Annotated in this window: 20 protein-coding genes and 1 riboswitch; of the genes, 16 read left to right on the forward strand and 4 right to left on the reverse strand. The window is 46.4% G+C overall.

Translation table 11 applies throughout. The annotated features are described in order from the left end of the window. Positions 1-36: 36 nt before the first annotated feature. The 9 genes from aceE (at position 37) to recJ (ending at position 12,606) form a co-directional block, all read left to right on the forward strand. Positions 37-2,739, forward strand: a complete 2,703-nt coding sequence (aceE, locus tag FTU90_RS09225) for a pyruvate dehydrogenase (acetyl-transferring), homodimeric type (protein WP_100356978.1) — start codon at positions 37-39, stop codon at positions 2,737-2,739. Between the two features lie 2 nt (positions 2,740-2,741). Beyond that, positions 2,742-4,754 carry a 2-oxo acid dehydrogenase subunit E2 gene (locus FTU90_RS09230; RefSeq protein WP_180072412.1) on the forward strand — a complete coding sequence of 671 codons (2,013 nt, stop codon included), beginning with the start codon at positions 2,742-2,744 and terminating at the stop codon, positions 4,752-4,754. A gap of 83 nt (positions 4,755-4,837) precedes the next feature. Next, positions 4,838-4,970, forward strand: a riboswitch (yybP-ykoY riboswitch). A gap of 88 nt (positions 4,971-5,058) precedes the next feature. After that, positions 5,059-5,634 (forward strand): TMEM165/GDT1 family protein, encoded by a 576-nt coding sequence (locus FTU90_RS09235; RefSeq protein WP_180072414.1) that lies wholly within the window; start codon positions 5,059-5,061, stop codon positions 5,632-5,634. A gap of 184 nt (positions 5,635-5,818) precedes the next feature. Continuing rightward, the gene (locus FTU90_RS09240; RefSeq protein ID WP_074383865.1) at positions 5,819-6,616 is read left to right on the forward strand and encodes an MBL fold metallo-hydrolase; all 798 of its coding nucleotides are present in this window, start codon (positions 5,819-5,821) and stop codon (positions 6,614-6,616) included. Between the two features lie 96 nt (positions 6,617-6,712). Beyond that, positions 6,713-7,078: a YkgJ family cysteine cluster protein gene (locus FTU90_RS09245; RefSeq protein WP_074383866.1), complete on the forward strand. Its 366-nt coding sequence runs from the start codon at positions 6,713-6,715 to the stop codon at positions 7,076-7,078. Positions 7,079-7,314: 236 nt separating this feature from the next. Beyond that, entirely contained in the window at positions 7,315-8,781 is a 1,467-nt protein-coding gene (gene guaB / locus FTU90_RS09250; RefSeq protein ID WP_005095051.1) for an IMP dehydrogenase, read from the forward strand. A 122-nt stretch (positions 8,782-8,903) separates the two neighbouring features. Beyond that, a complete protein-coding gene (glmM, locus tag FTU90_RS09255; RefSeq protein ID WP_074383868.1) occupies positions 8,904-10,235 on the forward strand; it encodes a phosphoglucosamine mutase in 1,332 nt (443 codons plus the stop codon). 11 nt (positions 10,236-10,246) lie between these two features. After that, positions 10,247-10,903 (forward strand): pyridoxamine 5'-phosphate oxidase, encoded by a 657-nt coding sequence (gene pdxH / locus FTU90_RS09260; RefSeq protein WP_180072416.1) that lies wholly within the window; start codon positions 10,247-10,249, stop codon positions 10,901-10,903. A gap of 2 nt (positions 10,904-10,905) precedes the next feature. After that, positions 10,906-12,606, forward strand: a complete 1,701-nt coding sequence (recJ, locus tag FTU90_RS09265) for a single-stranded-DNA-specific exonuclease RecJ (protein ID WP_180072418.1) — start codon at positions 10,906-10,908, stop codon at positions 12,604-12,606. Between the two features lie 51 nt (positions 12,607-12,657). Here recJ and FTU90_RS09270 read toward each other — a convergent pair whose 3' ends face one another. Together FTU90_RS09270 and FTU90_RS09275 are read right to left on the reverse strand one after the other, a co-directional pair. Then, on the reverse strand, positions 12,658-13,458 hold the full coding sequence (locus FTU90_RS09270; RefSeq protein ID WP_179991927.1) for a putative porin: 801 nt from the start codon (positions 13,456-13,458) through the stop codon (positions 12,658-12,660). A 179-nt stretch (positions 13,459-13,637) separates the two neighbouring features. Then, positions 13,638-14,408 (reverse strand): putative porin, encoded by a 771-nt coding sequence (locus FTU90_RS09275; protein WP_180072420.1) that lies wholly within the window; start codon positions 14,406-14,408, stop codon positions 13,638-13,640. Positions 14,409-14,912: 504 nt separating this feature from the next. On the opposite strand from FTU90_RS09275, the gene prfB reads away from it, so the two are divergent. The 5 genes from prfB to FTU90_RS09300 all read left to right on the forward strand — a co-directional run bounded on the left by prfB (position 14,913) and on the right by FTU90_RS09300 (position 19,906). Beyond that, a protein-coding gene (gene prfB, locus FTU90_RS09280; protein ID WP_100329506.1) for a peptide chain release factor 2 occupies positions 14,913-16,008 on the forward strand; the annotation gives its coding sequence in 2 pieces (ribosomal slippage) (positions 14,913-14,984 and positions 14,986-16,008; 1,095 coding nt in all). Positions 16,009-16,175: 167 nt separating this feature from the next. Further along, positions 16,176-16,475 carry a helix-turn-helix transcriptional regulator gene (locus FTU90_RS09285; protein WP_005173210.1) on the forward strand — a complete coding sequence of 100 codons (300 nt, stop codon included), beginning with the start codon at positions 16,176-16,178 and terminating at the stop codon, positions 16,473-16,475. 20 nt (positions 16,476-16,495) lie between these two features. Further along, a complete protein-coding gene (locus FTU90_RS09290) occupies positions 16,496-17,581 on the forward strand; it encodes an alkene reductase (RefSeq protein WP_180072423.1) in 1,086 nt (361 codons plus the stop codon). Positions 17,582-17,660: 79 nt separating this feature from the next. Then, positions 17,661-18,941, forward strand: a complete 1,281-nt coding sequence (locus FTU90_RS09295; protein WP_180072425.1) for a 3-deoxy-D-manno-octulosonic acid transferase — start codon at positions 17,661-17,663, stop codon at positions 18,939-18,941. Positions 18,942-19,192: 251 nt separating this feature from the next. Then, on the forward strand, positions 19,193-19,906 hold the full coding sequence (locus tag FTU90_RS09300; RefSeq protein ID WP_180001009.1) for a 16S rRNA (uracil(1498)-N(3))-methyltransferase: 714 nt from the start codon (positions 19,193-19,195) through the stop codon (positions 19,904-19,906). On the opposite strand, the gene FTU90_RS09305 is transcribed toward FTU90_RS09300, so the two are convergent. Together FTU90_RS09305 and FTU90_RS09310 are read right to left on the reverse strand one after the other, a co-directional pair. After that, positions 19,880-20,860, reverse strand: coding sequence for a mechanosensitive ion channel family protein (locus FTU90_RS09305; protein ID WP_159516480.1), 981 nt, complete (start codon positions 20,858-20,860; stop codon positions 19,880-19,882). The genes FTU90_RS09300 and FTU90_RS09305 overlap by 27 nt on opposite strands. 107 nt (positions 20,861-20,967) lie before the next feature. Further along, complete coding sequence (locus FTU90_RS09310; RefSeq protein ID WP_100534524.1) at positions 20,968-21,546, reverse strand: DUF805 domain-containing protein; 579 nt, start codon at positions 21,544-21,546, stop codon at positions 20,968-20,970. Positions 21,547-21,819: 273 nt separating this feature from the next. Between FTU90_RS09310 and acs the strand changes: the two genes are divergently transcribed. Then, positions 21,820-23,766 (forward strand): acetate--CoA ligase, encoded by a 1,947-nt coding sequence (acs, locus tag FTU90_RS09315; protein ID WP_074383876.1) that lies wholly within the window; start codon positions 21,820-21,822, stop codon positions 23,764-23,766. A 138-nt stretch (positions 23,767-23,904) separates the two neighbouring features. Next, positions 23,905-25,086, forward strand: coding sequence for an acyl-CoA dehydrogenase family protein (locus FTU90_RS09320; protein ID WP_005095080.1), 1,182 nt, complete (start codon positions 23,905-23,907; stop codon positions 25,084-25,086). Positions 25,087-25,219: the final 133 nt, after the last annotated feature.

Below are 25,219 nucleotides of genomic sequence, written 5' to 3' on the forward strand. Positions count from 1 at the left end.
TAAGACATTAAATTAGGCTTTTAGGAACTGTAGATTATGGCGTTTTATGGCGATACAGACGCGCAAGAAACCCAAGAATGGCAAGATGCATTTGACTCTGTTTTGCAACACATGGGTACCGAGCGTGCAGCATTTTTATTAGAAAAACTTTATCAACGCGCAATTGCAAAGCATGTTCCTATTCAGCGTTTAAATACTCCCTACTTAAATACGATTTCGGTTGAAGAACAACCGGCAATGCCGGGCGACCAGGATATGGAACGCCGGATTCGTGCGCTGGTTCGCTGGAATGCCTTGGCAATGGTATTGCGCGCAAATAAAACCGGTGATGACCTCGGTGGTCACTTGGCCAGCTTTGCCTCTTCCGCAACTTTATATGATGTCGGTTTTAACCATTTTTTCCGTGCCAACAGTGACAGCTTTGGCGGCGACATGATCTATTATCAAGGTCACTGTGCCCCCGGTATTTACGCGCGTTCGTTTTTAGAAGGCCGTTTGACTGAAGATCATCTGAATAATTTCCGTCGTGAAGTCGGTGGCAAAGGTTTGCCATCTTATCCGCATCCTTATTTGATGCCGGATTATTGGCAGTTCCCAACGGTATCGATGGGTTTGGGCCCAATCATGTCGATTTATCAGGCGCATATTCAAAAGTACCTGATGAACCGTGGCCTGATCAAAGAAGAAGATCGTAAGGTCTGGGCTTATTTGGGCGATGGCGAGATGGACGAGCCAGAAAGCCTCGGTGCAATCTCGCTGGCAGGTCGTGAAAAACTCGACAACCTGATCTGGGTGGTGAACTGTAACTTGCAACGTCTGGATGGTCCGGTACGTGGTAATGGCAAGATCATTCAGGAACTTGAGTCACTATTCCGCGGCGCAGGCTGGCGTGTGATTAAAGTGGTGTGGGGCCGTCATTGGGACCCATTACTGGATAAAGATAAATCTGGCGCACTCAAAGCGGTGATGGAAGAAGCGGTTGATGGTGATTTCCAGCGTTACCAGGTCAAAGGTGGGGCCTATGCACGTGAAAAGTTCTTCGGTAAATACCCAGAAGCCAAAGAGCTGGTCAAGGATTTAAGCGATGAAGATATTGATAATCTGAACCGCGGTGGCCACGACCCGTACAAAGTTTTTGCTGCCTATGCTGAAGCTTGTACTGCCAAAGGTCAACCGACCGTGATTCTGGCGAAAACCGTCAAAGGTTATGGCTTGTCAGAAGAAATCGAAGCAGTCAACAAAACACACCAAATCAAGAAGATGCAAATCAACTCTTTGAAATACGTGCGTGACCGCTTCAACCTGCCATTTACCGATGAGCAATTGGAAGAAGTACCATTCTATCGTCCAAGCGAAAATTCGCCTGAGCTGAAATACATGAAAGCACGTCGTGAAGCATTGGGTGGTTATCTGCCTGCACGTCGGAAGGAAAGCGAGCAACTGGCGATTCCTGAACTTTCGGTATTTGATTCGGTCTTGGCGGGTTCAAATGGTAAAGAACAGTCGACCACGATGGTGATGGTACGTTTAATCTCTGCGCTTCTTAAAGAGAAAGCAATTAAAGACCGTGTTGTTCCGATTGTGCCAGATGAAGCACGTACTTTTGGTTTGGAGGGCATGTTCCGCCAGCTCGGTATCTATGCTGCGCATGGTCAGAAATATACGCCTGAAGACCAAGAACAGTTGATGCATTATCGTGAAGCCAAAGACGGACACATGTTGCAAGAAGGAATTAACGAAGCCGGCGCCATGAGTGCCTGGGCCGCGTTAGGCACCAGTTATTCAACCAATAACCTGCCAATGATCCCGATGTACATGTACTACTCGATGTTCGGTTTCCAGCGTATCGGTGATATTGCATGGGCAGCAGGCGATGCACAGGCACAAGGTTTCTTGCTCGGTGCGACTGCGGGTCGTACTACACTAAACGGCGAAGGCTTGCAGCATCAGGATGGTCATTCCCATATTCTGGCCAATACCATTCCAAACTGTGTCTCTTATGACCCATGTTTTGGTTATGAACTGGCAGTGATCGTGCATGACGGTTTACAACGTATGTATGTGAATCAGGAACGTGTGTTCTATTACCTGACCGTGATGAACGAAAACTACGAGCATCCGGAAATGCCAAAAGGTGTTGAAGAAGGCATCAAGCGTGGTATGTACTTACTGGAAGAAGATGAAAAAGCCACGGTTCAGTTACTGGGCTCGGGTGTGATCCTGCGTGAAGTGATCAAGGCAGCGAAGATTCTGCGTGAGGAATACCAGATCCACTCAAATGTCTACAGTGTCACCAGCTTCAATGAACTGGCACGTGATGGTATGGCATGTGAAGAATACAACCGCCTGCATCCACTGGCTGAGGATGTGAAAGAAGCATGGATATCGAAACAGCTACGCGGTACCGAAGGTATTGTGGTGTCTGCAACTGATCATATGCGTGCCTATAGCGAACAGATTCGTGCCTATCTTCCAGATGGCCGCCCATTTGTGGCACTCGGTACCGATGGTTATGGCCGTTCAGATACACGTGGTAATTTACGTAGCTACTTCGGTGTCGATGCTGCCCATATTGTGGTGGCAACTCTGAAAAAACTGGCAGATGAAGGTGAAGTTGATCCGCGCCTGGTGAAAGACGCGATCTCGACGTTTGAGCTGGATACCGATCGTCCGGTGGCTTGGGCACCGCAAGACACCCCATCTGTACATGCTGTTGCTGACTACAAAGAGGAGAACTAAGCATGCAAATTACGACTCCCGATATTGGTGTAGATCAGGCAACCGTGGCCGAAATTCTGGTCAAAGTCGGTGATACGATTGCGATTGATGACAGCATCGTGTTGCTTGAATCCGATAAAGCCTCTGTTGAAGTGCCCAGCACTTCAGCAGGGGTGGTGAAAAGCATTCTGGTCAGTCAGGGTGATGAAGTGACTGAAGGCGCGGTACTGATTGAACTGCAAGCTGAAGATGGCAGTACGGATGTGGTCGAGCCACAGCAAGCAGATGCCTCACAAAAAACCTCAGAAAATACACCTACGTCTTTGCCTGATCAGGAAATCATGCAAGAACTGGCATCACATCAGCCAAAAGTTTCTGCTGCGCCTGAGGCTCAAGCAAGTTCACAAGTGGTCGATGTTCAAGTCCCCGATATTGGTGTAGAGAAAGCCACTGTCGGTGAAATTCTGGTCTCTGTCGGTGATGAAATCGAGGTGGATCAAAGCATCGTGGTGGTGGAATCGGACAAGGCGACTGTTGAAGTGCCAAGTACGGTTGCAGGTACGGTGGAATCCATCGACATTAAAGAAGGCGACACGATTAAAGAAGGTGTGGTGATTCTAAAAGTGAAAACTTCAGGATCGACCCCGACTGTTGCAGCAGAAGCGCCAAAAGCTGAAGCTGCGCCAGTTCAAGATGCTAAAGCGGAGCCAGTGGCTCAAGCTGCAGCAGCACCTGCGGGTGATGTTGAAGTGATGGTGCCTGATCTGGGTGTAGACAAAGCAGCTGTGGCTGAAATTCTGGTTTCTGTCGGTGATACGGTTGAAAAAGACCAGAGCATCATCGTGGTGGAATCAGACAAAGCCACGGTTGAAGTGCCAAGCACAACTGCTGGGGTGATCAAGGCGATTCATGTTGAGCTGGGACAAAATGTCTCTGAAGGCATTGCACTGATGACAATTCAAGCTGAAGCGCAAGCAGAGGCTGCACCTGTTGCGGCTAAAGCGGAAGCACCGAAAGCAGCTGTTGCACCAGTAGAGACCACCAAAGCAGCACCTGCGGCATCTTCTACTCCAGCGGTGGCGACCTCTGACAATGCCGACAAGCTGACCAAAGAGCAGAATGTCGCCAACTCGAAAGTTTATGCCGGCCCTGCTGTACGTAAACTGGCACGTGAACTGGGCGTAGTATTGTCAGAAGTTCAGGCTTCAGGTTCCAATGCTCGGGTGATGAAAGAAGATCTGAAGGCATATGTCAAAGCGCGCCTGACTACGCCACAGGCAGCTCCTGTAGCCGCTGCTGCTCAAGCCGCAGGTCTACCAAAATTGCCAGACTTTAGTGCTTTTGGTGGTGTGGAAGAAAAAGCCTTGACGCGTTTGCAACAAGTGTCTATTCCGCAGTTGTCGCTGAATAATTTCATTCCGCAAGTGACCCAGTTTGATGCAGCCGATATTACTGAACTAGAAGCGTGGCGTAATGAGCTGAAAGGCAACTTCAAGAAAGAAGGCCTGAGCCTGACCATTATGGCCTTCATCATCAAAGCAGTTGCGCACTTGTTAAAAGAAGAGCGCGAGTTTGCTGGTCACTTGGCCGATGATGGCAAGTCAGTATTGCTACGTAACGAGATCCATATGGGGATCGCGGTGGCAACGCCAGATGGTTTAACGGTTCCGGTATTGCGTCATCCCGATCAGAAGTCGATTAAACAGATTGCCACTGAGCTGGGAAGCTTGGGTCAAAAAGCGCGTGACAAGAAACTGTCACCAAAAGACCTGCAAGGGGCGAACTTTACCATTACCAGCCTGGGCTCAATTGGTGGTACGGCATTTACGCCACTGGTGAACTGGCCGCAAGTGGCAATTCTGGGAATTTCACCTGCCACCATGCAACCGGTCTGGAATGGTGAAGGTTTTGATCCACGCTTGATGCTACCATTGTCTTTGTCATACGATCACCGTGTGATTAATGGTGCAGATGCTGCGCGTTTCACCAACAAGCTGACCCAGCTGCTCAAAGATATCCGTACTTTATTGATTTAATCTGATCAGATTATTTCAATCATAGACCCTGCTTCGGCGGGGTTTATTTTTGCCACATTGAAAAATAATGGATTTGATTCTATACTTGGTGCACTTCATTGGGGAGTAGCCGCCTTTTGCGCAAAGCAGAAGGGTGATGGTCAACATATTTGTCCTGAACCGGACATGGTCATCATAGCAAAAAACCAAATGAGCTTCTCGAAGCTTTCTTTTGTTGGCAAGACCTTTGATTTACCACTCTGCAGATTTTGGCTAGCAGGAGCGGTGAGTCATTGGTATTGGATGCTAGCCAGAGAAAGACCTCATGTATGAATTCTTACTGTCGACCGCAATTGTGGCACTGGCTGAAATGGGTGACAAAACGCAACTGCTGGCTTTGCTGCTTGCCGCACGTTTTCGCAAACCCGTTCCTATTTTAGTTGCTATTTTATTGGCGACGCTGATTAACCATGGCCTTTCTGCGGTATTGGGACAATGGATCACCACGGTGATTGGGCCGGAAGTGTTGCTGTGGATTGTGTCGATTGGTTTTATTGCGATGGCGGCCTGGATGCTGATTCCGGATGAACTCGGAGATGAAAATGCCAGTATCAATAAATGGCAAAAATTCGGGGTATTTGCTGCGACCTTCATTTTGTTCTTTCTGGCAGAAATTGGCGATAAAACCCAGATTGCCACAGTCGCGCTGGCAGCACGTTTCGATAGTATACTCTGGGTAATGCTCGGTACCACTTTGGGGATGATGCTGGCCAATGCACCTGCGGTATTTCTAGGAGATAAACTGGCGAACAGGCTGCCGATCAGCCTGATTCATAAAATTGGCGCGGCCATTTTCCTGGTGATTGGTGTCGCCACTCTGCTTCAATATTATTTATTTTAAAAATACAGTAATAATTGCATGAATCCTGAGCTAAAAACTCAGGATTTTTTATGCCTAAAATAAGCTTAAAACTTTGATAAGTAGTGTGATATGGCCAGTTTTATTGATTGTAAGTTCAACTAAATACTTATATGTTATATGGGTATAAAACAGCACTTTTAAATTTAAATCGGGGAATATATACATGGTTTTTGAACGCACCACATCGCAGGTCCTGTTTGATAACGGGACACATAAATGCATCAGTTTTACCAGTCTGGTCAAAGGTGAAGGCGTTCAGGCAAACCAGTTTTTAATCATTGATAACGAGCGGGCGGCGGTACTCGATCCGGGTGGTGATCTCACCTATGTTCCGCTAACCATGGAACTGAATAAATACACCCGGTTGACCAATCTGGATTATGTCATGGCTTCGCATCAGGATCCTGACATCATTACTTCGATGCCACGCTGGCTGGTATATACCGATGCCAAAGTGGTGGCTTCCAAGCTCTGGGCGCGTTTCTTGCCACATTTAAACTCGGCTTTTATGAGTGACCGGATGAAAGGCAACTGGCTAGATCGGCTGGTCGAGCTCCCGGATCATGGTCAGATCATTCCTCTGGGTAATGCCAATATTGTGGCGGTACCAGCGCATTTTCTGCATTCAGTCGGCAATTTCCAGTTTTATGATCCGATTGCCAAGATCCTGTTTTCGGGAGATATGGGCGCATCGATGGTCGATGATGCTGCCAAACCATTGGAAAACTTTGCGGCGCATATCCCAAAAATGAAAAGCTTTCATCAGCGTTATATGTGCAATAACAAGGTGATTCGTCTTTGGGTGAACATGGTGCGGGGCATGGATATCGAGATGATTGTGCCGCAGCATGGCACGCCTTTTATGGGTAAAGAGCAGATCACCCAGTTTCTGGACTGGATTGAAACGCTGCAATGTGGCACCGACCTGATGGACGAAACTGTTTTTACCTGTCCTGAATAGTTCACAGAAAAATAAAATTTTTCTTGTGTAGAAAAACAACATTTTTTATATTTCTTCTCCAAAAAACTTTTTTTTGATCATGAGAACTTATAAGAAATGTTATCTCAAGTTCCAACACCAGATGCATGTTTAAGCTGCGGGGCGTGCTGCGCCTATTTCAGGGTTTCGTTTTACTGGGCTGAAGGGATTCATATGCCTGAGCATTATACGGAGCCTGTAACAGCAGTTTATTCATGTATGGCTGGAACCAATCAAAAAAATCCACGCTGTATTGCACTGGATGGTACCATTGGCCAGCAGGTCAGTTGCGGTATGTACGAGCTGCGCAGTTCATCCTGCAAAGAAGTACAGATCGCCGATGATCAATGCAATAAAGCCCGTTTGGCACATAATATGTTGCCTTTTATTCAGATTGAAAATGATGAAGCTGACAATGATGACAGTTTTGAATACGTCAGCTAAATCGACCCAAAGCAGAGTTTAGGCTCTGCTTTTTAGCTTTTCAAAGTATCGGGATTGAGTTCAAGCATCAGACTACTGTGGTCAGTTCTTTTCTGATGTCGTAGTTCTCAAATTGATTCACTGGAAAAAATCCAGCCCTCAAAACTATTTTAATGCAAAAATAATTTTGCAATTGCAATGAAATTTAAGTCGATATTTGTTTATAATAGTGCACGGAAATTACCAGTGAGACTGTTATGTTGACCATCGTTCAAGACGCGTTAACCTTCGATGATGTCCTATTACTCCCTGCCTATTCTACTGTTCTCCCAAAAGATGTCTCTCTAAAGACACGCCTGACCCGTGGCATTAACCTGAATATTCCTCTTGTGTCTGCAGCGATGGATACGGTGACTGAGTCCCGTATGGCAATTGCAATGGCGCAAAACGGTGGTATCGGTATTTTGCACAAGAACATGGATATCGCTGTTCAGGCTGCAGAAGTGCGCCGTGTGAAAAAATTCGAAGCGGGTATGGTCAAAGACCCGATTACAGTTACTCCTGAAACCACAGTACGTGAATTGATTGCTTTGACTCAAGCCAACAATATCAGTGGTGTACCAGTGGTGAAAGATGGCAAAGTGGTCGGTATTGTCACCGGTCGCGATACACGCTTTGAAACCAATCTTGAGCAGCCAGTCAGCAACATCATGACTGGTCAGGATCGTCTGGTAACAGTTCGCGAAGGCGAATCGAAAGAAAATATCCAAGCCTTATTACAGCAGCACCGTATTGAAAAAGTATTGGTGGTGAATGATCAGCAAGAGCTGAAAGGCTTGATTACGGTGACAGATTTCCGTAAAGCTGAACTTTATCCAAACAGCTGTAAAGATGATTTAGGTCGTCTACGTGTCGGTGCTGCAGTCGGTACCGGTGCAGAAACCCCAAGCCGTGTTGAAGCGCTGGTTGAAGCCGGTGTCGATGCGATTGTTGTCGATACAGCACATGGTCATTCTGCGGGTGTGATCGAACGGGTACGTTGGGTAAAAGCCAACTATCCACAAGTTCAGGTGATTGGCGGTAACATCGCAACTGGCGATGCTGCATTGGCCTTGCTTGATGCAGGTGCGGATGCGGTTAAAGTCGGGATTGGTCCGGGTTCAATCTGTACCACACGTATTGTGGCCGGTATTGGTATGCCGCAAATTTCTGCAATCGATTCTGTAGCCAATGCGCTGAAAGATCAGATTCCGTTGATTGCGGATGGTGGTATCCGTTTCTCTGGCGATATGGCCAAAGCGATTGGTGCGGGTGCAAGTACCATTATGGTCGGTTCATTGATGGCCGGTACTGAAGAAGCACCGGGTGAGGTTGAATTCTTCCAGGGCCGTTATTACAAAGCCTACCGCGGTATGGGTTCGTTGGGTGCCATGGCGGGTGCAACCGGTTCGGCTGACCGTTACTTCCAGGACTCTAAAGCCGGTGCCGAGAAACTGGTTCCTGAAGGCATTGAAGGTCGCGTACCGTACAAAGGTCCAATGGGCAATATCGTGCATCAGATGATGGGCGGCCTACGTTCTTCGATGGGTTATACCGGTTCTGCCGTGATTGAAGACCTGCGTCAAAATGCCAAGTTTGTGAAAATCACTTCTGCCGGTATGTCGGAATCACATGTGCATGATGTGACCATTACCAAAGAAGCACCCAACTATCGCGTGGGTTAATCTCCTGTGATTTAAAATTTTTAAAAGCCGTCATGCAAATGACGGCTTTTTTATTTTGGTGTAAAGTGTGGCACAGGGAAAAAATGGGTGAGATCAATCATCCGCTAAGAAGTGAGATAAAGATGAGTTATTTTGGTACGGATGGTATTCGTGGAAAGTTTGGCGAATTGCCGATTACCCCTGAGTTTGCCCTGAAATTGGGGTTTGCAGCCGGTAAGGTTTTAAAGCGTCATAGTAAAAAAGCCAAGCCCTTGGTGGTTTTGGGTAAAGATACCCGTTTGTCTGGCTATATTCTGGAAGCCGCCTTGCAGGCAGGTTTAAATGCGGCTGGCGTCTATGTTCATCTTTTAGGCCCATTACCAACACCGGCGATTGCCCATTTGACCCGTGCCTTGCATGCCAGCCTGGGAATTGTAATTTCTGCTTCGCATAATCCGTATTTCGATAACGGTATTAAGTTTTTCTCGGCGGAAGGCAAGAAATTACCGGATGCCTTGCAAGAAGAAATCAATCAGGAACTCGAACAAGATTTTATCATTGAAGATACCGCGAGCCTGGGTAAAAGTATCCGGGTCAAAGATGCCAATGGTCGCTATATTGAATTCTGTAAATCGACTTTCCCCTATCATCTGGACTTGAATGAACTCACCATTGTGGTGGATTGTGCCAATGGTGCCGCCTATAATGTCGGGCCTGCTGTGTTCCGTGAGCTGGGCGCACGTGTGATTGCCATTCACAATGAACCGACCGGGTTAAATATCAATAAAGACTGTGGTTCGACTCATCCTGAAAGCTTGCAACAAGCCGTGATCCAGCATCAGGCCGACTTAGGTGTTGCTTTTGATGGCGATGCCGACCGTGTAGTTCTGGTGGATCAGTCTGGAAAGCTGATTGATGGCGACCATATTCTGTATATTCTTGCCACGCAAAGCTCGAAAAAGCCGGCAGGTATCGTCGGTACCTTAATGAGTAATATGGCACTGGAACTGGCACTGGAAAAAGCTCAGGTGCCATTATTACGTGCCAAAGTCGGCGACCGTTATGTGTTGCAAGGTCTGGAAGAAAACGGCTGGACGATTGGTGGCGAGCCTTCTGGGCATATTCTGACCTTGGACAAGAGCACCACCGGCGATGCCATTATTGCCGCCTTGCAAGTGTTGACAGTCATGGTTGAACAGAAGAAAGCCCTGCATGAGCTGGTGGCTGATTTTCAACTGTTGCCAAATGTCCTGGTCAATGTGCGTTTAGATGCCATGTTTGATCCTTATTCAGTACCGGCCTTGGCCGCTGAATTTGAAAAAGCCGAACAGCAGCTTAAAGGGCGTGGCCGCTTGTTGATTCGTAAATCAGGCACTGAACCGGTGATTCGTGTCATGGTGGAAGGCGAAGATTTAAGTGAAGTGACTGCACTGGCAAATTCATTAGCTGATGCTGTACGTGCCAATGCCGCTTAGAGGAAGAAAGAATGAGTGATCTGATCAAAGATCTGAGTGAGCTACGCCTGAATTATCAGAAAGGCGAGCTGCAAGAACAGCAGGTCAACCCGAATCCGCATATGCAGTTCTTGCAATGGTTTAACCATGCGCTGGAAGCAAAATTGCATGAACCCTATGCCATGGCATTGGCGACCGCCAATGCGCAAGGGCGTCCGCATGTGCGTACGGTATTACTGCGTGGAGCGACTGAAGCGGGTTATGACTTTTATACCAACTATGATAGTCAAAAAGGTCTGGATCTGGCTGAAAATCCTTATGCCGAACTGTTGTTCTACTGGCAGGATCAGGAGCGGCAGATTCGTATTTCGGGTCGTGTAAAGAAAATATCGGAAGAAGAATCGACCGATTATTATCATAAACGTCCACGAGAAAGCCAGATTGCCGCGCATATTAGTACCCCGCAAAGTGGCGTCGTGGCCAGTCGTGAGGAATTACAGCAACGTTTTTGGGATTTGCATACCCAGGTCGCGAATCAGCAAGAGTTGGACAAGCCGGTATTCTGGGGTGGTTATCGTCTCGAACCCGATTATTATGAATTCTGGCAAGGTCGTCCGAACCGTTTGCATGACCGTTTAAGTTATCGCAAAACCGATGCCGGCTGGACTTTAGAGCGCTTAATGCCATAACCATGCAAAAACTGGAAATCAAACAACGTCCATTGCTGACACGTCCTGAAAATTTAGCGGGCGTCCCTGCATTTGTAGCCGAGATTCTGGCCCGGCGTGGGGTAGAATCTGAGCAAGAGTTGGAACTCAAGCTGAAGCATTTGCTGGCACCGACCATGAAAGGATTGCCTGAAGCCATTCAATTGATGGATCAGGCGATTGATCGTGGCCAGAAAATCGTGATTGTCGGTGATTATGATGCCGATGGCGCGACCAGTACTGCACTCATGGTGCTGGCACTACGTGATATGGGTGCTAATGTTGAATATCTGGTACCAGACCGTTTTAAGTATGGTTATGGACTGACACCCGCAATTGCAGATTTGGCTTTTGTCAGTTTCACACCTGATTTACTGATTACCGTGGACAATGGCATTTCCAGCCATGACGGAGTCAAACAGGCGCAGGATCATGGCATGCAGGTGATCATTACCGATCATCACCTGACCACCAAGCCGACACCTGAAGCCGAAGCGGTGGTCAATCCGAATCAGCTGGGTTGTGATTTCCCCAGCAAAGCCTTGGCCGGGGTCGGGGTGGCGTTTTATGTGCTGGCCAATCTGTCGACCCATCGCAAAAAACTTGGAAAATCGACCACTCAAATTATTCATTATCTTGATCTGGTGGCACTCGGTACTTATGCCGATGTCGCCAGTCTGGACTATAACAACCGGATTCTGGTCGATGCGGGCCTGAAACGGATTCAGCAAGGGCAGTGCCGCGCAGGGATCAGTGCGCTACTGGATATTGCAAAACGTGATCCGGCAGGTCTAAAAGCGCAAGATCTCGGTTTTGTCTTAGGGCCGCGAATTAATGCAGCCGGACGGATGGAAACCATGGACATCGGGATCGAGTGTCTATTGGCGCCGGATCTGGCAAACGCCTATCCACTGGCCGAACAGTTGAATCAACTGAATGTTGAACGCCGTCAGGTCGAAGCTAAAATCAAGCAGGACGCTTTAAACGAACTTGAGAAAATCCAGCTGGACGAAACTGAATTGCCGGCTGCATTAATCATGTTTGAACAGCATTGGCATCAAGGTGTCATTGGTATTGTGGCGGGGCGTTTAAAAGAGCAGTTTCATCGTCCGAGTATTGTCTTTGCCGCAGATGAAGATGGGAGACATATCAAGGGTTCGGCGCGTTCGATTGAAGGGATTCATATCCGTGATGCGATTGAACAGGTGGCGGAGCAATATCCACATTTAGTCAGTCATTTTGGCGGGCATGCAGCGGCAGCGGGTTTAACCCTGAAAAAAGAAAATTTTGCTGAATTTAAGCAGGTCTTTGAAGCACTTATTGCTACGATGGACGCGGATTTATTCACTGCGACTTTATGGACGGATGGGGAGCTATCCGCTTCGGCTTTCCAGATCGAAACAGTCGATATCCTGCAACATTTAAGTCCGTGGGGGCAAAAATTCCCTCCACCTATTTTTGAAGGGATCTTCAAGATTATGGACTATCGTTGGCTCAAAGATGTACATCTTAAATTACGCGTGGCGTTGGAAAATGGGCAGGTGATTGATGCGATCGCCTTCAATGCAGCCGATAAATATGAATTTGATCCGATGAAAGATACGCGCTTGGTGTATGAGCTGGATAAAAATGTCTTTAATGGCAATGTCAGCCTGCAAATGCGGATTATCCATTTAGAACAATAGGCCATAAAAAACCGCTCGAGTGAGCGGTTTTTTGACTTTTAATCGGAATGATTAGAAGCGGAAAGTACCATTGATACCAAACGAGTCAATACCGTCAGTTGTGTGGTAATTTACACCTGCTGCAATAGTTGGCGTAAAGAATTTTTGAGCTTTAATACCGAACAGTGTATCTGAACCATCTGCAGTAGAATCAGCAATAGATAGACCTACACTGAGAGTTGGATCGATATAAAGATCAGCAGCTAAGCGATAGGTTGTTTCATCACCAATATAAGTTAAACCTTCAAAATTGGTGAAATGATTGCCAATTTGAGTCACGTATTTGGCACGTAAAGATAATGCAGTGTCATCACCTACAGTAAGTGCATTTGAAAGATTTGCGGTGAAACCATAGTTTGCCACTTGAACTGGGTCTACGCTTTCATTTGCGGCACCTACTGCTAGCAACAAGCCAGTAACTGGTAGGTAACCTACTTCAAGCGCATAACCGGTATTATCGTCACCTGCAAAATCAACTTGGTTAATAGTACCGCTTACATAAAATTGAGTATTTGGAATATAAAACTCACCACTTACACCAAACACATCAATATCTTCATCGCCATCACCGCTTGCATTTGCATAACCTAAGCCAATATTACTTGCTTTATTTAGGAAAGCCGCTTCTGCAAGTGGAGAGTTCTTAACTTGAACATCATTTAAATAATATTTTCCATTGATGAAAAATGTATCTAGATCCCCAAGGTTATCGATATCAGTGTTTTCATACCCTACATTAAGTTCAGCTTGGTAAGCATGTGCAGTTCCTAGGCTAGCAAGAAGTGCTGTAGCAAGAGCAAGTTTCTTAAACATTTAGATTTTCTCTCTTTGTTATAAAAATATGACTGTATTATTAACAGTTGTAACAAATTGTACAGTTTATATTCGCCCAGTCAATGTGCAAAAAATACCTAAATGCTGGTTAACAGTGCAAAAAAAAACCCATCCGAGGATGGGTTTTTTTTATAAATGGCTTAATCTGTAGTTTTAGATTAGAAGCGGTATTTCGCTGCTACGCCAAATTTGTTGTAATCATTGTTGCCTACTTCACCAAAACCAACTCGACCTTCCAGGCTCACTTGCTGGTTAATGAATTTACGAGCACTGATCCCGAACTCATTGGTATCTATAGGGCCAAGATCTTTACTTGCGTAATCTACACCAACACTGAGTGTCTTATCGATAAAATAGTCTGCTGCCAGATTGTATTCATCTAGATCACCAAAGCCTGCGCCAGCTTCCAGGTTGATATCTTTACCATTACTAAGTGTAGTCACATATTTAGCACGTAATGTTGGATCTACGCCGTCATCATAGTCATTATCATAACCTTTTAAACCGGCAGCAATTAATAGGCCCGGTGCTGGAAGGTAACCGATTTCAGCGCCATAAACAGTTTCGTCAAAGTTTTCAATATCATCACGACCAATATTACCGCTTAGGTAGAAATCTGAATTTGGTACAAAGTATTCAGCGCCTACGCCGTAACGATGACGATCTACATCATTTACTTCGTCATATTGATAATGGGCACTTACATTGCTGGCACGATCAAGGAATGCTGCTTCTGCTAATGGTGCATTACGTGTTTGAACTGGATTGAAGTAATATTTACCATCAACACCGAAAGAACCGCTAGTTCCGCCGATATCTTGATCAACTACTCCTGCTGATGCACCAATCTCTGCCTGGTAAGCATGTGCTGCTGTACCTGTCATTGCTATTGCTGAAAGTAGTGCCGAAGCAATCGCTAATTTTTTCATGGTTACTACCCCTCAAATCTTTAGTTAAAAACATTACACTTTTTGTTACAACTTTCAGTCTAGAGCAATTTCAAAGATCGTCAATCAAAGGAAAGTTACAGCAATGTGAATAGCGTAATCTTATGTAATCTTTTCTAAATAAGTAACTGAATAATAAAATTAAATTTATAATGTAGTGTTTTATTAAAACTGTGTAGATATTGTGGAATGTATTGAATTTGCTGATTTTTTATTCAATTTGGTAGATATTTTTAGACGATAAAATTAAATGAAAAACTATATTTTGATAATGAATGCGAGATGCGAAATCCGATCAAGCTTCAGATCAAAACGACATTTAATAACCGATTCAATTGTCAAAAATTTCCTGACGAAAACATAACTCTAAATTGGGATGACATTCGAGCTTTGGACTGGATCCACCACACTGAAATAGCAGAAATAGACTGTGCTATAATATGGGGCTAAATAATTTGTGCCTAATTTTGATTGAGAGTAATTCACGTGGAAATTAATCCGTATCTAAACCAATTAAAAGACTTAAACGAACGTGGTCAAACACTACGGGGGTATCTTTGACTACGATCTGAAAAAAGAGCGTTTAGAAGAAGTCCTGCGTGAATTAGAAGATCCCACCATCTGGAATGACCAGAGTCGTGCCCAGGCCATGGCCAAAGAAAAAGGCGAACTTGAGAACGTATTAAATGTGCTGGATGGTTTGACCACACAGCTTGAAGATGCGCAGGCCTTGCTTGATCTGGCAGTGGAAGCGGATGATGAAGGCTTACTGGAAGATGTACAGGCTGAACTGACTACAGCTGAAGAAGAACTGGCTAAACTTGAATTCCGTCGTATGTTCAACAATCCGATGGATCCTAATCCTTGTTATTTAGAAATTCAGGCCGGTTCGGGTGGTACTGAAGCGCAGGACTGGGCATCGATGCTCATGCGGATGTACCTGCGCTGGATTGAACGCCATGGCTTTAAAGCAGAAATCATGGAAGAATCGGACGGCGATGTCGCAGGGCTTAAATCAGCGACGATTCGTGTAGACGGTGAATATGCCTATGGCTGGTTACGTACCGAGTCAGGCGTACATCGTTTAGTGCGTAAATCGCCATTTGACTCGGGCAACCGTCGTCATACCTCATTCTCGGCTGTGTTTGTTTCGCCTGAAGTCGATGACAATATTGAGATCGAAATTAATCCGGCAGATGTGCGTACCGATACCTATCGTGCATCGGGTGCCGGTGGTCAGCATATTAACAAAACGGATTCTGCGGTTCGTTTAACGCATGCACCGACCGGGATTGTAGTGGCCTGTCAGAACCAGCGTTCACAGCATGCCAACCGCGACCATGCCTGGAAGCAGTTACGCGCCAAACTTTATGAACGTGAAATGCAAATTCGTAATGATGCTGCAAAAGCGCTGGAAGATACCAAGTCTGATATCGGCTGGGGAAGCCAGATTCGTTCATACGTTCTGGATGATTCACGTATTAAAGACTTACGTACCAGTGTCGAAAGTTCCAATACCGGCGCGGTTCTGGATGGCGATCTGGATAAATTTATCGAAGCAAGCTTGAAACAGGGCTTGTAAGAAATCGTTTAAGCTTGTAAGAAATCGTTTAAATAGCTGGCGTAACCAAGTTAGTACAGACTGTGACTCTTATATCTAAATTTATCGATATATAAATCGATAAAATGCGATATAATCGGTTTAGATGCTGAAACAAGTTTTGTTACGCCACAGATTGTGATGTACCTATGGATCTTGATCTAATTTTTAAAGCCTTAGCCAATCCGATACGTCGGCAGATTCTGGAATGGTTGAAATCGCCAGAACAATATCTGTCTGTGGAAGAGTGTGGCGGCTTTCAACGCGGGGTCTGTGCAGGGCAGATTGAAAAGTTAGGACAAGTCTCTCAGTCCACCATGTCCAATCATTTGTCTGTCTTGCAGCAGGCCGGTTTAATCACCGCGACCAAGCACGGACAATGGTCTTATTTCTCGCGTAATGAAGCTTTGATTCAGCAATATATCGACTATATGCAACAACACCTTTAATCCAACAGGTGGGAGTACCGATGGCTGAATTAAATTCTCCTTTAACGCTTGGCGTGTTAGAACTTAAAAACCGTGTCATCATGGCGCCGCTTACGCGTAGTCGTGCAACTGACGACCGCGTACCAACGCCAATGATGGCCGAATATTATGCACAACGTGCAAGTGCCGGTTTAATCATTTCTGAAGCCACGGTGATTTCTGAAGAAGCCAATGGTTACCGTAATACTCCTGGTCTCTTTACTGATGCGCAGGTAGCAGGCTGGCAGCAGGTGACTCAAGCGGTACATGACCAAGGTGGCCTGATTGTGGCGCAGCTGTGGCATGTGGGGCGTGTGTCTGATCCAGAACTGTTAAATGGTGAAACGCCAGTATCGGCGAGCAGTGTACAACAGGCCGGTCATGTCAGTTTATTACGTCCAAAACGTCCTTATGTGTTGCCGCGCGCGCTGGAAATTTCTGAAATTCATGCGATTACCGAACAATATAAACAGGCGGCAATTTGCGCCAAAGCTGCCGGTTTTGATGGAGTTGAACTGCATGCCGCCAATGGTTATCTGATTGACCAGTTCCTGCAAACCAAGACCAACCAGCGTGAAGATGAATACGGTGGTTCAGTCGAAAACCGTGCCCGTTTCCTGCTGGAAGTCATGGATGCACTGATTGATGTCTGGGGTGCAGGCCGTGTCGGAATTCATTTGGCACCGCGTGGCGATGAACACGATATGGGCGACAATGATCCACGTGAAACCTTTGGTTATGTGATGGAACAGTTGGGCAAGCGCCAGATCGCGTTCTTCTTTACCCGTGAATATCTGGCGGAAGACAGTATCTCGGAGTATATGAAACAGCGCTCAAACGGCGTGCCGTATATGGCCAATATGCGTTTAAGTCGTGACGATGCGATTGAATTGCTGGCTTCAGGCAAAGCAGATGCGGTAGCTTTTGGTAAGGCTTATATTGCCAATCCGGATTTATACGAGCGTCTGCTCGAAGATGCACCGCTGAATGAACTGAAGCTGGAAAATATGATCGGAACCAATGTCGCAGAAGGCTATATTGATTATCCGACATTGGCTGAAGCAGACGCTTTAACTACTGTAGAATAATCTAAAAATGAGCCACATCGATTAACATGTCGATGTGGCTCTGTTATATTTTGTCGATTGAATCTGTTTCGAGGCGCATTTGGCTACTCCATTTTGGTATAACGCAGCGTTAGCTCTGATTAAACCTTTATATCAATCGCGTATTCGTAAACGTGCGACCGATCCTGAACAATTACAACAAGAACTGACAGAACGTTTCGGCCCATTTCAGCCGCCCAAAAATCTGCATGCCATCTGGTTTCATGTGGTCTCGGTCGGTGAGACCAATGCTGCCCAGCCTCTCATCGAACATTATTTAAAATCGGGTCATCCGGTGCTGGTCACCAATACCACCAAAACCGGTCAGGCACGGGCCAAATCACTTTTTTTAAAAGCACCTTATCTGGATTTATTTCAAGCCGTCTATTTACCTGCTGATCAGAAAGTACTGATCCGTGATTTTTATCAGCAGTATCAGCCAAAACTGTTATTGCTGATGGAAACCGAGCTTTGGCCGAATCTGCTGGATCAGGCACCAGAGTTTGATGTAGCCACGATTTTGTTAAATGCGCGTCTTTCGGAAAAGTCGGCCAAGGGCTATGCCAGGGTTAAAGGTCTGACCCGGAGCATGCTACAGCAGTTAAGTCAGCTTTTGGCACAGGATACTGCCACCCAGCAGCGTTATATCGAGTTGGGGATCACCGCCGAAAAAACCCAGGTTTTGGGCAATATCAAATTTGATATTACTGCACCACAAAGTTTTGTAGAACATGCTGCAAACTTGAAGCAAGAATGGCAACTGGCAGGTCGCAAAATTATGATACTGGCCAGTACCCATGCGCCTGAAGAAAAAGAAATTCTAAGCGCTTTAAAATCGGCTTTAGATAGCAACCCAAAACTTTTATGTATCGTCGTACCCCGTCATCCGGAACGTTTTGATGAGGTGTTTCAGGCTGCACAGAGTTTAAATTTAATAACTCAGCGCCGTAGTTTGGCCCAGAACATTGAAGCAGATACCCAGGTTTATCTGGCGGACTCGATGGGGGAAATGTGGCTCTGGTATGCTTTGAGTCAAGCCTGTTATGTCGGTGGCTCGCTGAATGAGCCGGGTGGTGGGCATAATATTCTGGAGCCGATTGCCTTGAATGTACCGACTGTTTTAGGCAAAAACTATTTTAATTTTCAGACCATTGTCGATGAATTCGTTCAAGCAGATGCAGTAGAAGTTGTGCAGGATGCGCAGCAGGCGGCAGAGGTATTGCTGGAACTTTTGCAAGATCAAATCAAGGCACAACGTTTAAATACAGCAGCGCAGAGAATTATGCAGTTAAATACGGGATCGCTTGCCAAGCATATTCAGGTGATTGATCGGTATCTTTAATTTATATTGATAAGTAACAGATATTGGATTTACCAAGACGGCAGGGATGCCGTCGTTAGGCTGTGTAGATTGAAGTTTTTTCAATATTTCTAAGCTGGCTTATCTAGCCTACTTTTCAAAGATGAAAAGTAGCAAAAATCTTTTGTATCACTGAAGGGATGTCCTTATCCCTCAGGGATACGCGCGACATCCATGTCGCTACCCTCTAGCGGATAGAGGTCATTCAACAGTTCTTCGGTATAAAATCTTCTATGAATATTGTCCTTCTTGACCATCGACAAACACAATCGGATCTCTGGACGATTTCATCGAAACGTCAACTGGAACATTTACAGCAGCATGTGCAGATTCAAGTTGGAGATACCTTAAAAGTGGGAGTGCTGGAAGGTCAGCGCTATCTCACCGAGATTGTCGAGATTTCTGAAAAAGCAGTGCGACTAAAACCGCTTCAAGAAGATGCTGTTCCAAAAAAATTACCCGTAACTTTAATTGTGGCCTTGCCACGGCCGAAAGTGCTGCGCCGTCTGATCATGGACAGTGTCACTTTGGGCGTGGAAAAAATCATTTTACTGCATAGTTATCGCGTCGATAAAAGCTACTGGCAAACCCCATTTTTACAGCAGTTAAATCATTATATCGAGCTGGGACTGGAACAGGCCGGGGATACAATAGCTCCGAAAATCGAGCTGTATAAACGTTTTAAACCTTTTGTTGAAGATATTTTGCCAGGCTTGATTACGGCTGACCGACCCGCTTATGTGGCACATCCTTATGCCGAACAATCCATGCCTTTTGCGATTCCGCATCCTTGTACGATGATCATCGGCCCGGAAGGCGGATTCATTCCGTATGAAGTAGATTTACTGGTTAAAAACGGCTGTCAGGCTGTGAGTCTGGGCAACCGTATTCTCCGCACTGAAACCGTGATTCCCTATGTCCTAGGTCGTCTGTTTAGCACGAGCTGAGGCATCTTCATTGCCTTCGCCGCGATAGACTTTGACTTCCTGTACCGGATAAGGAATTGAAATATGATGTTCGGCAAACGCCTGAATCACGCGTTCCTGCACCGCACTGATTGAGGTTCCTGTGCCTGTCTCAGTGGTATCGACCCACCAGAGCGCTTTTAAGGTAATGGAAAAATCAGCCAGCGCCGTGACATTGACACTAAAGCCCGGCTGACTGAGGATGGTCGGGTCTTTATCTAAAATGGCGGTAATCAGGTCTTTGGCTTTCTGGATATCATCTTCATAGCCAATGCCCACTACAAACTCACAGCGACGGCGGGTATAGGCCGTGTTTACCGTCACGGCACTGGTATAGACCGTGGCATTGGGAATCACGATACGGCGGCCATCCGGTGAACGCAAAAAAGTCGCACGAATCTGGATATCTTCGACTGTGCCTTCCATGCCATTGACGATAATATCATCGCCAATCTTGAATGGTTCACCGAGTAAAATCAGCACACCAGAAAGCAGGTTCTGGAAAATATCCTTGAAGGCAAAACCAATGGCGACTGAACCAATCCCGAGGGCACTCATGAGCTGACCCGGGGTAAAGCCAGGCACGGCAATGACCAGACCAATCAAAACACCAAAGAAAATAATAAAGGTACTGCCGACACGGTTCAGGACCAATACCAGATTCTGGCGGGTATAAGAGCGGTTCTCTAAGGTTTTGCGCACAAAAAACTTAAACAGTTTTGACAATAGCCAGAAAATGACAATGACCACCAGCGCAATACCGAAATAAGGCACACGTTCCCAGAAACCTTCCATGATCTTGTCAATGGTGCTATAGGCATCGTTGTACTTGGCAGTATGTTCAATCACGGTCTGGGTGGTTTTTTCAGTTGCCTGATGCAACAACTCCGTGGTGCCCTCAGTGACCTGGCTTAAGGTATTATTTTGCTCTGCCACAAAAATTCCATCATTTAAATTTTGCCTATTTTGCCTGATGTTGAGCAAAAAATTAAGAAGCGCTATCCGCCAGGAATGGATATTTCCTAAAAATAAGCAGACGGCTGTTAAAAATATTGTGTGGTTTTTTGCATGATCTCAGGCGGGATATGTGGCTGTTCTCCACCGCTCATATAACCCAATAAAGCCAGCGACCCAAATAGGCTCAGTAGTATCAGGACAATCATCAGCCAGGCCAGCATCTTTTCCCAGAGCAGGGTCATCCGCGCAGGACCGTAGTCATTTATGCCGCGATCTCCCGAACCAAAAACGATATAAAGCCATACAAAAATGTTCACCAAGGGCAGCAACAGCAGCAGCGCCCACCAGCCACTGCGGTTCATGTCATGCAAACGGCGAACGGTCACCACTAAAGCGAAATAGGCATAGACCAGAATCATGATCAGCACGCCGATACCGGCCAAGCCTTGTAGTGAAAGCAGCCAGTTAGAATCCATTGAATGGACTGCAATATTCACAATATCAATACTTAAGCCCAGCGCAATACTGCTAAACAGGAAGATGAAATGTAGAAATGCTGACCACGCAATAAAACTCAGACGCCCGAAACGGCCTTTTATCGACAAGGGATGATCCGTTGCCACTAAAGCGGGAGGGGTGAAATAGGGAGATTCTGGCGATTTCATAAATATGATCCTGAACTGAACAAGACGAAATAAGAGCGAGAGCTAAATTCTATTTTTTAAAGGGCATTGCTACAGATCATACACAGTTATGCAGAATATTCTGTACTGTAAGTTGTGCTTTATTTTGTTTGAATTTGAATAAATAATCTACGACGAAAGCATGATTGCCGGATTCGAAATAAGCAGGCCATACTGCCATTATGCATAAAAAACAATCAACAACACAGCATTAACCTCTCGTGATGAGATAGAACAAAATCAAGGAAGTGACATATGCAAGAGATCTATCCAGTACCCGAAGATTTTAAAAAAACAGCACGCACGCTTGAAGACCAGTATTTCGAACGTTATCAACATTCCATCGAGCAGCCAGAAGCATTCTGGACAGAACAGGCACAACGTCTGGACTGGATCAAGCCTTTTACCCAAGTCAAAAATACCAGTTTCGATCCCGACAATTTTAAAATTGAATGGTTTGCTGATGGTCAGCTCAATGTCAGCGCCAACTGTCTGGACCGTCATCTGAAAGAACATCCCTATAAGCCGGCCATTATCTGGGAAGGGGATCATCCTTCACGGCACAAGATTATTTCTTTTGCCGAGTTGCATGACGAAACCTGCCGTTTCGCCAATGTGCTGAAAAAAAATGGCATTGCTAAAGGCGACCGGGTGATGCTGTACATGCCCATGGTCTCTGAAGCCGCGATTGCCATGCTGGCCTGCGCGCGCATCGGGGCGGTGCATTGCGTGGTATTTGGTGGGTTTTCACCGGATTCTCTGGCCAGCCGGATTGAAGACTGTCAGGCCAAAATGGTGATTACGGCCGATTCCGGTATGCGCGGCGGGAAACCGATTCCGCTGAAAGCCAATGTTGATGAAGCCCTGAAACTGGCTGGTACAGACTCCATTCAAAATGTAATAGTGGTGCATCGCACCGGCAACCCGATTGAAATGCAAGAGGGGCGCGACCTGTGGTATCACATGGAAATCATGTCGGTGAATGACATTTGCCCACCGGAACCGATGAATGCCGAAGATCCGCTATTTATCCTGTATACCTCAGGTTCGACCGGCAAGCCCAAGGGCGTGATGCATACCACGGGCGGTTATTTGACTTATGTGAATTGCAGTTTCCGCGAAGTGTTTGACATCAAACAGGATGATATCTTTTGGTGTACCGCAGATGTCGGCTGGATTACCGGACATTCCTATGTGCTGTATGGCCCCCTGTCGAATGGCACCACGACTCTTATGTTCGAGGGTGTTCCGCAGTATCCGAGCTGGGCGCGTACCGGACACATTGTCGATAAGCATAACGTCACCATTCTCTATACCGCACCGACAGCCATCCGCGCCATGATGCGTGAAGGCGATGCCTTTGTGCGGGAAAGTGACCGCAGCAGCCTGAGAATTTTAGGTTCGGTGGGTGAGCCGATCAATCCTGAAGCCTGGAACTGGTATTACACCGTGGTCGGTGAAAGTCGCTGTCCCGTCATTGATACCTGGTGGCAGACGGAAACCGGCGGTTTTATGATTACGCCATTGCCAGGCGCGACTGATTTGAAACCGGGTTCTGCAACACGGCCTTTCTTTGGGGTACAACCTGCGATTGTCGATGCAGATGGCAAGGAGCTGGAAGGCGAAGCTGAAGGCAATCTGGTGATTAAAGATTCCTGGCCGGGCCAGATGCGAACCATCTGGGGTGATCCGGAACGTTTTATCGAAGCCTATTTCTCGACTTATCCGGGTACTTATTTTACCGGAGATGGCGCGCGTCGCGATAAAGACGGTTATTACTGGATTACTGGCCGGGTCGATGATGTGCTGAATGTGTCCGGACACCGTTTAGGCACAGCTGAAGTTGAAAGTGCGTTGGTGGCCCATGAAGCAGTGGCTGAGGCTGCTGTGGTGGGTATGCCGCATGACATTAAAGGGCAGGGAATTTGTGCCTTTGTCACCTTACAGGCCGACGTGACCAGTTCAGATGAATTGCGTGCTGAACTGGTGAGCTGGGTGCGCAAGATTTTGGGGCCAGTGGCGACACCTGATGCACTGTACTGGGCACCCGCTTTGCCCAAAACCCGTTCAGGGAAAATCATGCGCCGGATCTTGAGAAAGATTGCAGCCAATGAGCTGGATAGCCTGGGCGATACCTCGACATTGGCTGAACCACAAGTGGTGGATCATCTGATTGCAGAAGTACAAGCCAATCCTCGTTAAATAGCTAAAGTCCACAAGCAAAATACCGGCTGCACGCAGCCGGTATTTTTAGATCAGGAATAAGCTCTGCATGCTTTCGAATATAGCGCAACGTCTTGATCTGCTAAGCTGCCCACATGCTGAACATGAGTTAAAATAATGAATGTACGATCACCATATTTAGATCAATCTCCTGTCGATATTGCCCAGAAACTGGCAGAACAATTTGCCCAAACTGCCGCAGTGCGAGACAAGCAGGGCGGTAATCCCAAGCATGAACGAGACCTGATCCGTAACAGTGGTCTGCTCGGCTTGTCTATTCCTGTTGCCTATGGTGGACAGGGTGCAGACTGGCGGACAATTTTTAAAACCATTCAGACCCTGGCGCAGGTCGATAGCTCTCTGGCGCATATTTATGGATTTCATCATTTATTGATTGCCACCGTACAGCTATTTTCCCAACCCGAGCAATATGGCAAATGGTTTGCACAGACTGTCCAAAATAATCTGTTCTGGGGCAATACTCTCAATCCGCTGGATCGTCGTACCACGGCAACTCAAGTCTCAGAACATGAATATATTTTCCATGGTGATAAAAGCTTTTGTTCTGGTTCGATCGATTCGGATATGTTGCTGTGTTCAGGTTATAACGAAGCAGGAAAATTGCTGATTGGCGTGATTCCTACCCAGCGACAGGGTGTGAGCTTTCTAGGCGACTGGAACAATATGGGCCAGCGCCAGACTGACAGCGGCACCAGTCATTTTGAACAGGTCAACATTCACCGGGATGAATTGCTGCTCAATCCGGGGCCACTGAGTACGCCGTATTCCAGTTTACGTCCATTGATTGCGCAGCTGATATTTGTGCATATGTTTCTCGGTGTCGCCGAAGGGGCTTTTGAAGTTGCCAAACAGACCGTACAAACCCAAAAAGCCTGGTCAAAATCCTTGGCTGAACATGCAGTGAATGATCCTTTTACCCAAAAGCATTTTGCCGAGTTTTATGTGCAGCTGGAAAGCGTGCGTTTATTGGCAGATCAAGCCATTCAGACCTTGCAGAAAGCTTGGAATATCGGCCCTGATCTGACTGCCGAGCAGCGTGGTGAAGTCTCGATTGCGATTGCCACCGCCAAAATTGCCGCGACCAATAGCTCTTTATATATCACCCAGAATATTTTTCAGGTCATGGGTGCACGGGCAACGACTGCGCAACTGAATCTGGACCGGTTCTGGCGTAATGTTCGGACTCAAACCTTGCATGATCCGGTGGATTATAAATATCAGGAAGTGGGGGAATGGGTGCTGACCGGAAAAGTGCCTGATCCAAGTTTTTATTCCTGATCCTAATAGGGTCTGTTGACATTTTCTGTTCAAAAAAATAGCGAGAAAGTAAAATTTAATCGCCAAACCAAATTTACTTCTCGCTATGCCTCGTACAATGCTGAATGATCAACACTGGTCTAAGTTACTTTCT

This window comes from Acinetobacter sp. YH12200, assembly GCF_013418175.1.
Classification (GTDB): domain Bacteria; phylum Pseudomonadota; class Gammaproteobacteria; order Pseudomonadales; family Moraxellaceae; genus Acinetobacter; species Acinetobacter pseudolwoffii.

Excerpts from the sequence above, each read along its gene's own strand:
- FTU90_RS09240 (WP_074383865.1), top strand. The coding sequence starts at position 5,819 with ATGGTTTTTGAACGCACCACATCGCAGGTCCTGTTTGATAACGGGACA.
- FTU90_RS09320 (WP_005095080.1), top strand. The coding sequence starts at position 23,905 with ATGAATGTACGATCACCATATTTAGATCAATCTCCTGTCGATATTGCC.
- FTU90_RS09230 (WP_180072412.1), top strand. The coding sequence starts at position 2,742 with ATGCAAATTACGACTCCCGATATTGGTGTAGATCAGGCAACCGTGGCC.
- FTU90_RS09285 (WP_005173210.1), top strand. The coding sequence starts at position 16,176 with ATGGATCTTGATCTAATTTTTAAAGCCTTAGCCAATCCGATACGTCGG.
- guaB (WP_005095051.1), top strand. The coding sequence starts at position 7,315 with ATGTTGACCATCGTTCAAGACGCGTTAACCTTCGATGATGTCCTATTA.
- glmM (WP_074383868.1), top strand. The coding sequence starts at position 8,904 with ATGAGTTATTTTGGTACGGATGGTATTCGTGGAAAGTTTGGCGAATTG.
- FTU90_RS09300 (WP_180001009.1), top strand. The coding sequence starts at position 19,193 with ATGAATATTGTCCTTCTTGACCATCGACAAACACAATCGGATCTCTGG.
- FTU90_RS09275 (WP_180072420.1), bottom strand. The coding sequence starts at position 14,408 with ATGAAAAAATTAGCGATTGCTTCGGCACTACTTTCAGCAATAGCAATG.
- FTU90_RS09270 (WP_179991927.1), bottom strand. The coding sequence starts at position 13,458 with ATGTTTAAGAAACTTGCTCTTGCTACAGCACTTCTTGCTAGCCTAGGA.
- FTU90_RS09235 (WP_180072414.1), top strand. The coding sequence starts at position 5,059 with ATGTATGAATTCTTACTGTCGACCGCAATTGTGGCACTGGCTGAAATG.
- pdxH (WP_180072416.1), top strand. The coding sequence starts at position 10,247 with ATGAGTGATCTGATCAAAGATCTGAGTGAGCTACGCCTGAATTATCAG.
- FTU90_RS09310 (WP_100534524.1), bottom strand. The coding sequence starts at position 21,546 with ATGAAATCGCCAGAATCTCCCTATTTCACCCCTCCCGCTTTAGTGGCA.
- recJ (WP_180072418.1), top strand. The coding sequence starts at position 10,906 with ATGCAAAAACTGGAAATCAAACAACGTCCATTGCTGACACGTCCTGAA.
- FTU90_RS09245 (WP_074383866.1), top strand. The coding sequence starts at position 6,713 with ATGTTATCTCAAGTTCCAACACCAGATGCATGTTTAAGCTGCGGGGCG.
- FTU90_RS09290 (WP_180072423.1), top strand. The coding sequence starts at position 16,496 with ATGGCTGAATTAAATTCTCCTTTAACGCTTGGCGTGTTAGAACTTAAA.
- acs (WP_074383876.1), top strand. The coding sequence starts at position 21,820 with ATGCAAGAGATCTATCCAGTACCCGAAGATTTTAAAAAAACAGCACGC.
- aceE (WP_100356978.1), top strand. The coding sequence starts at position 37 with ATGGCGTTTTATGGCGATACAGACGCGCAAGAAACCCAAGAATGGCAA.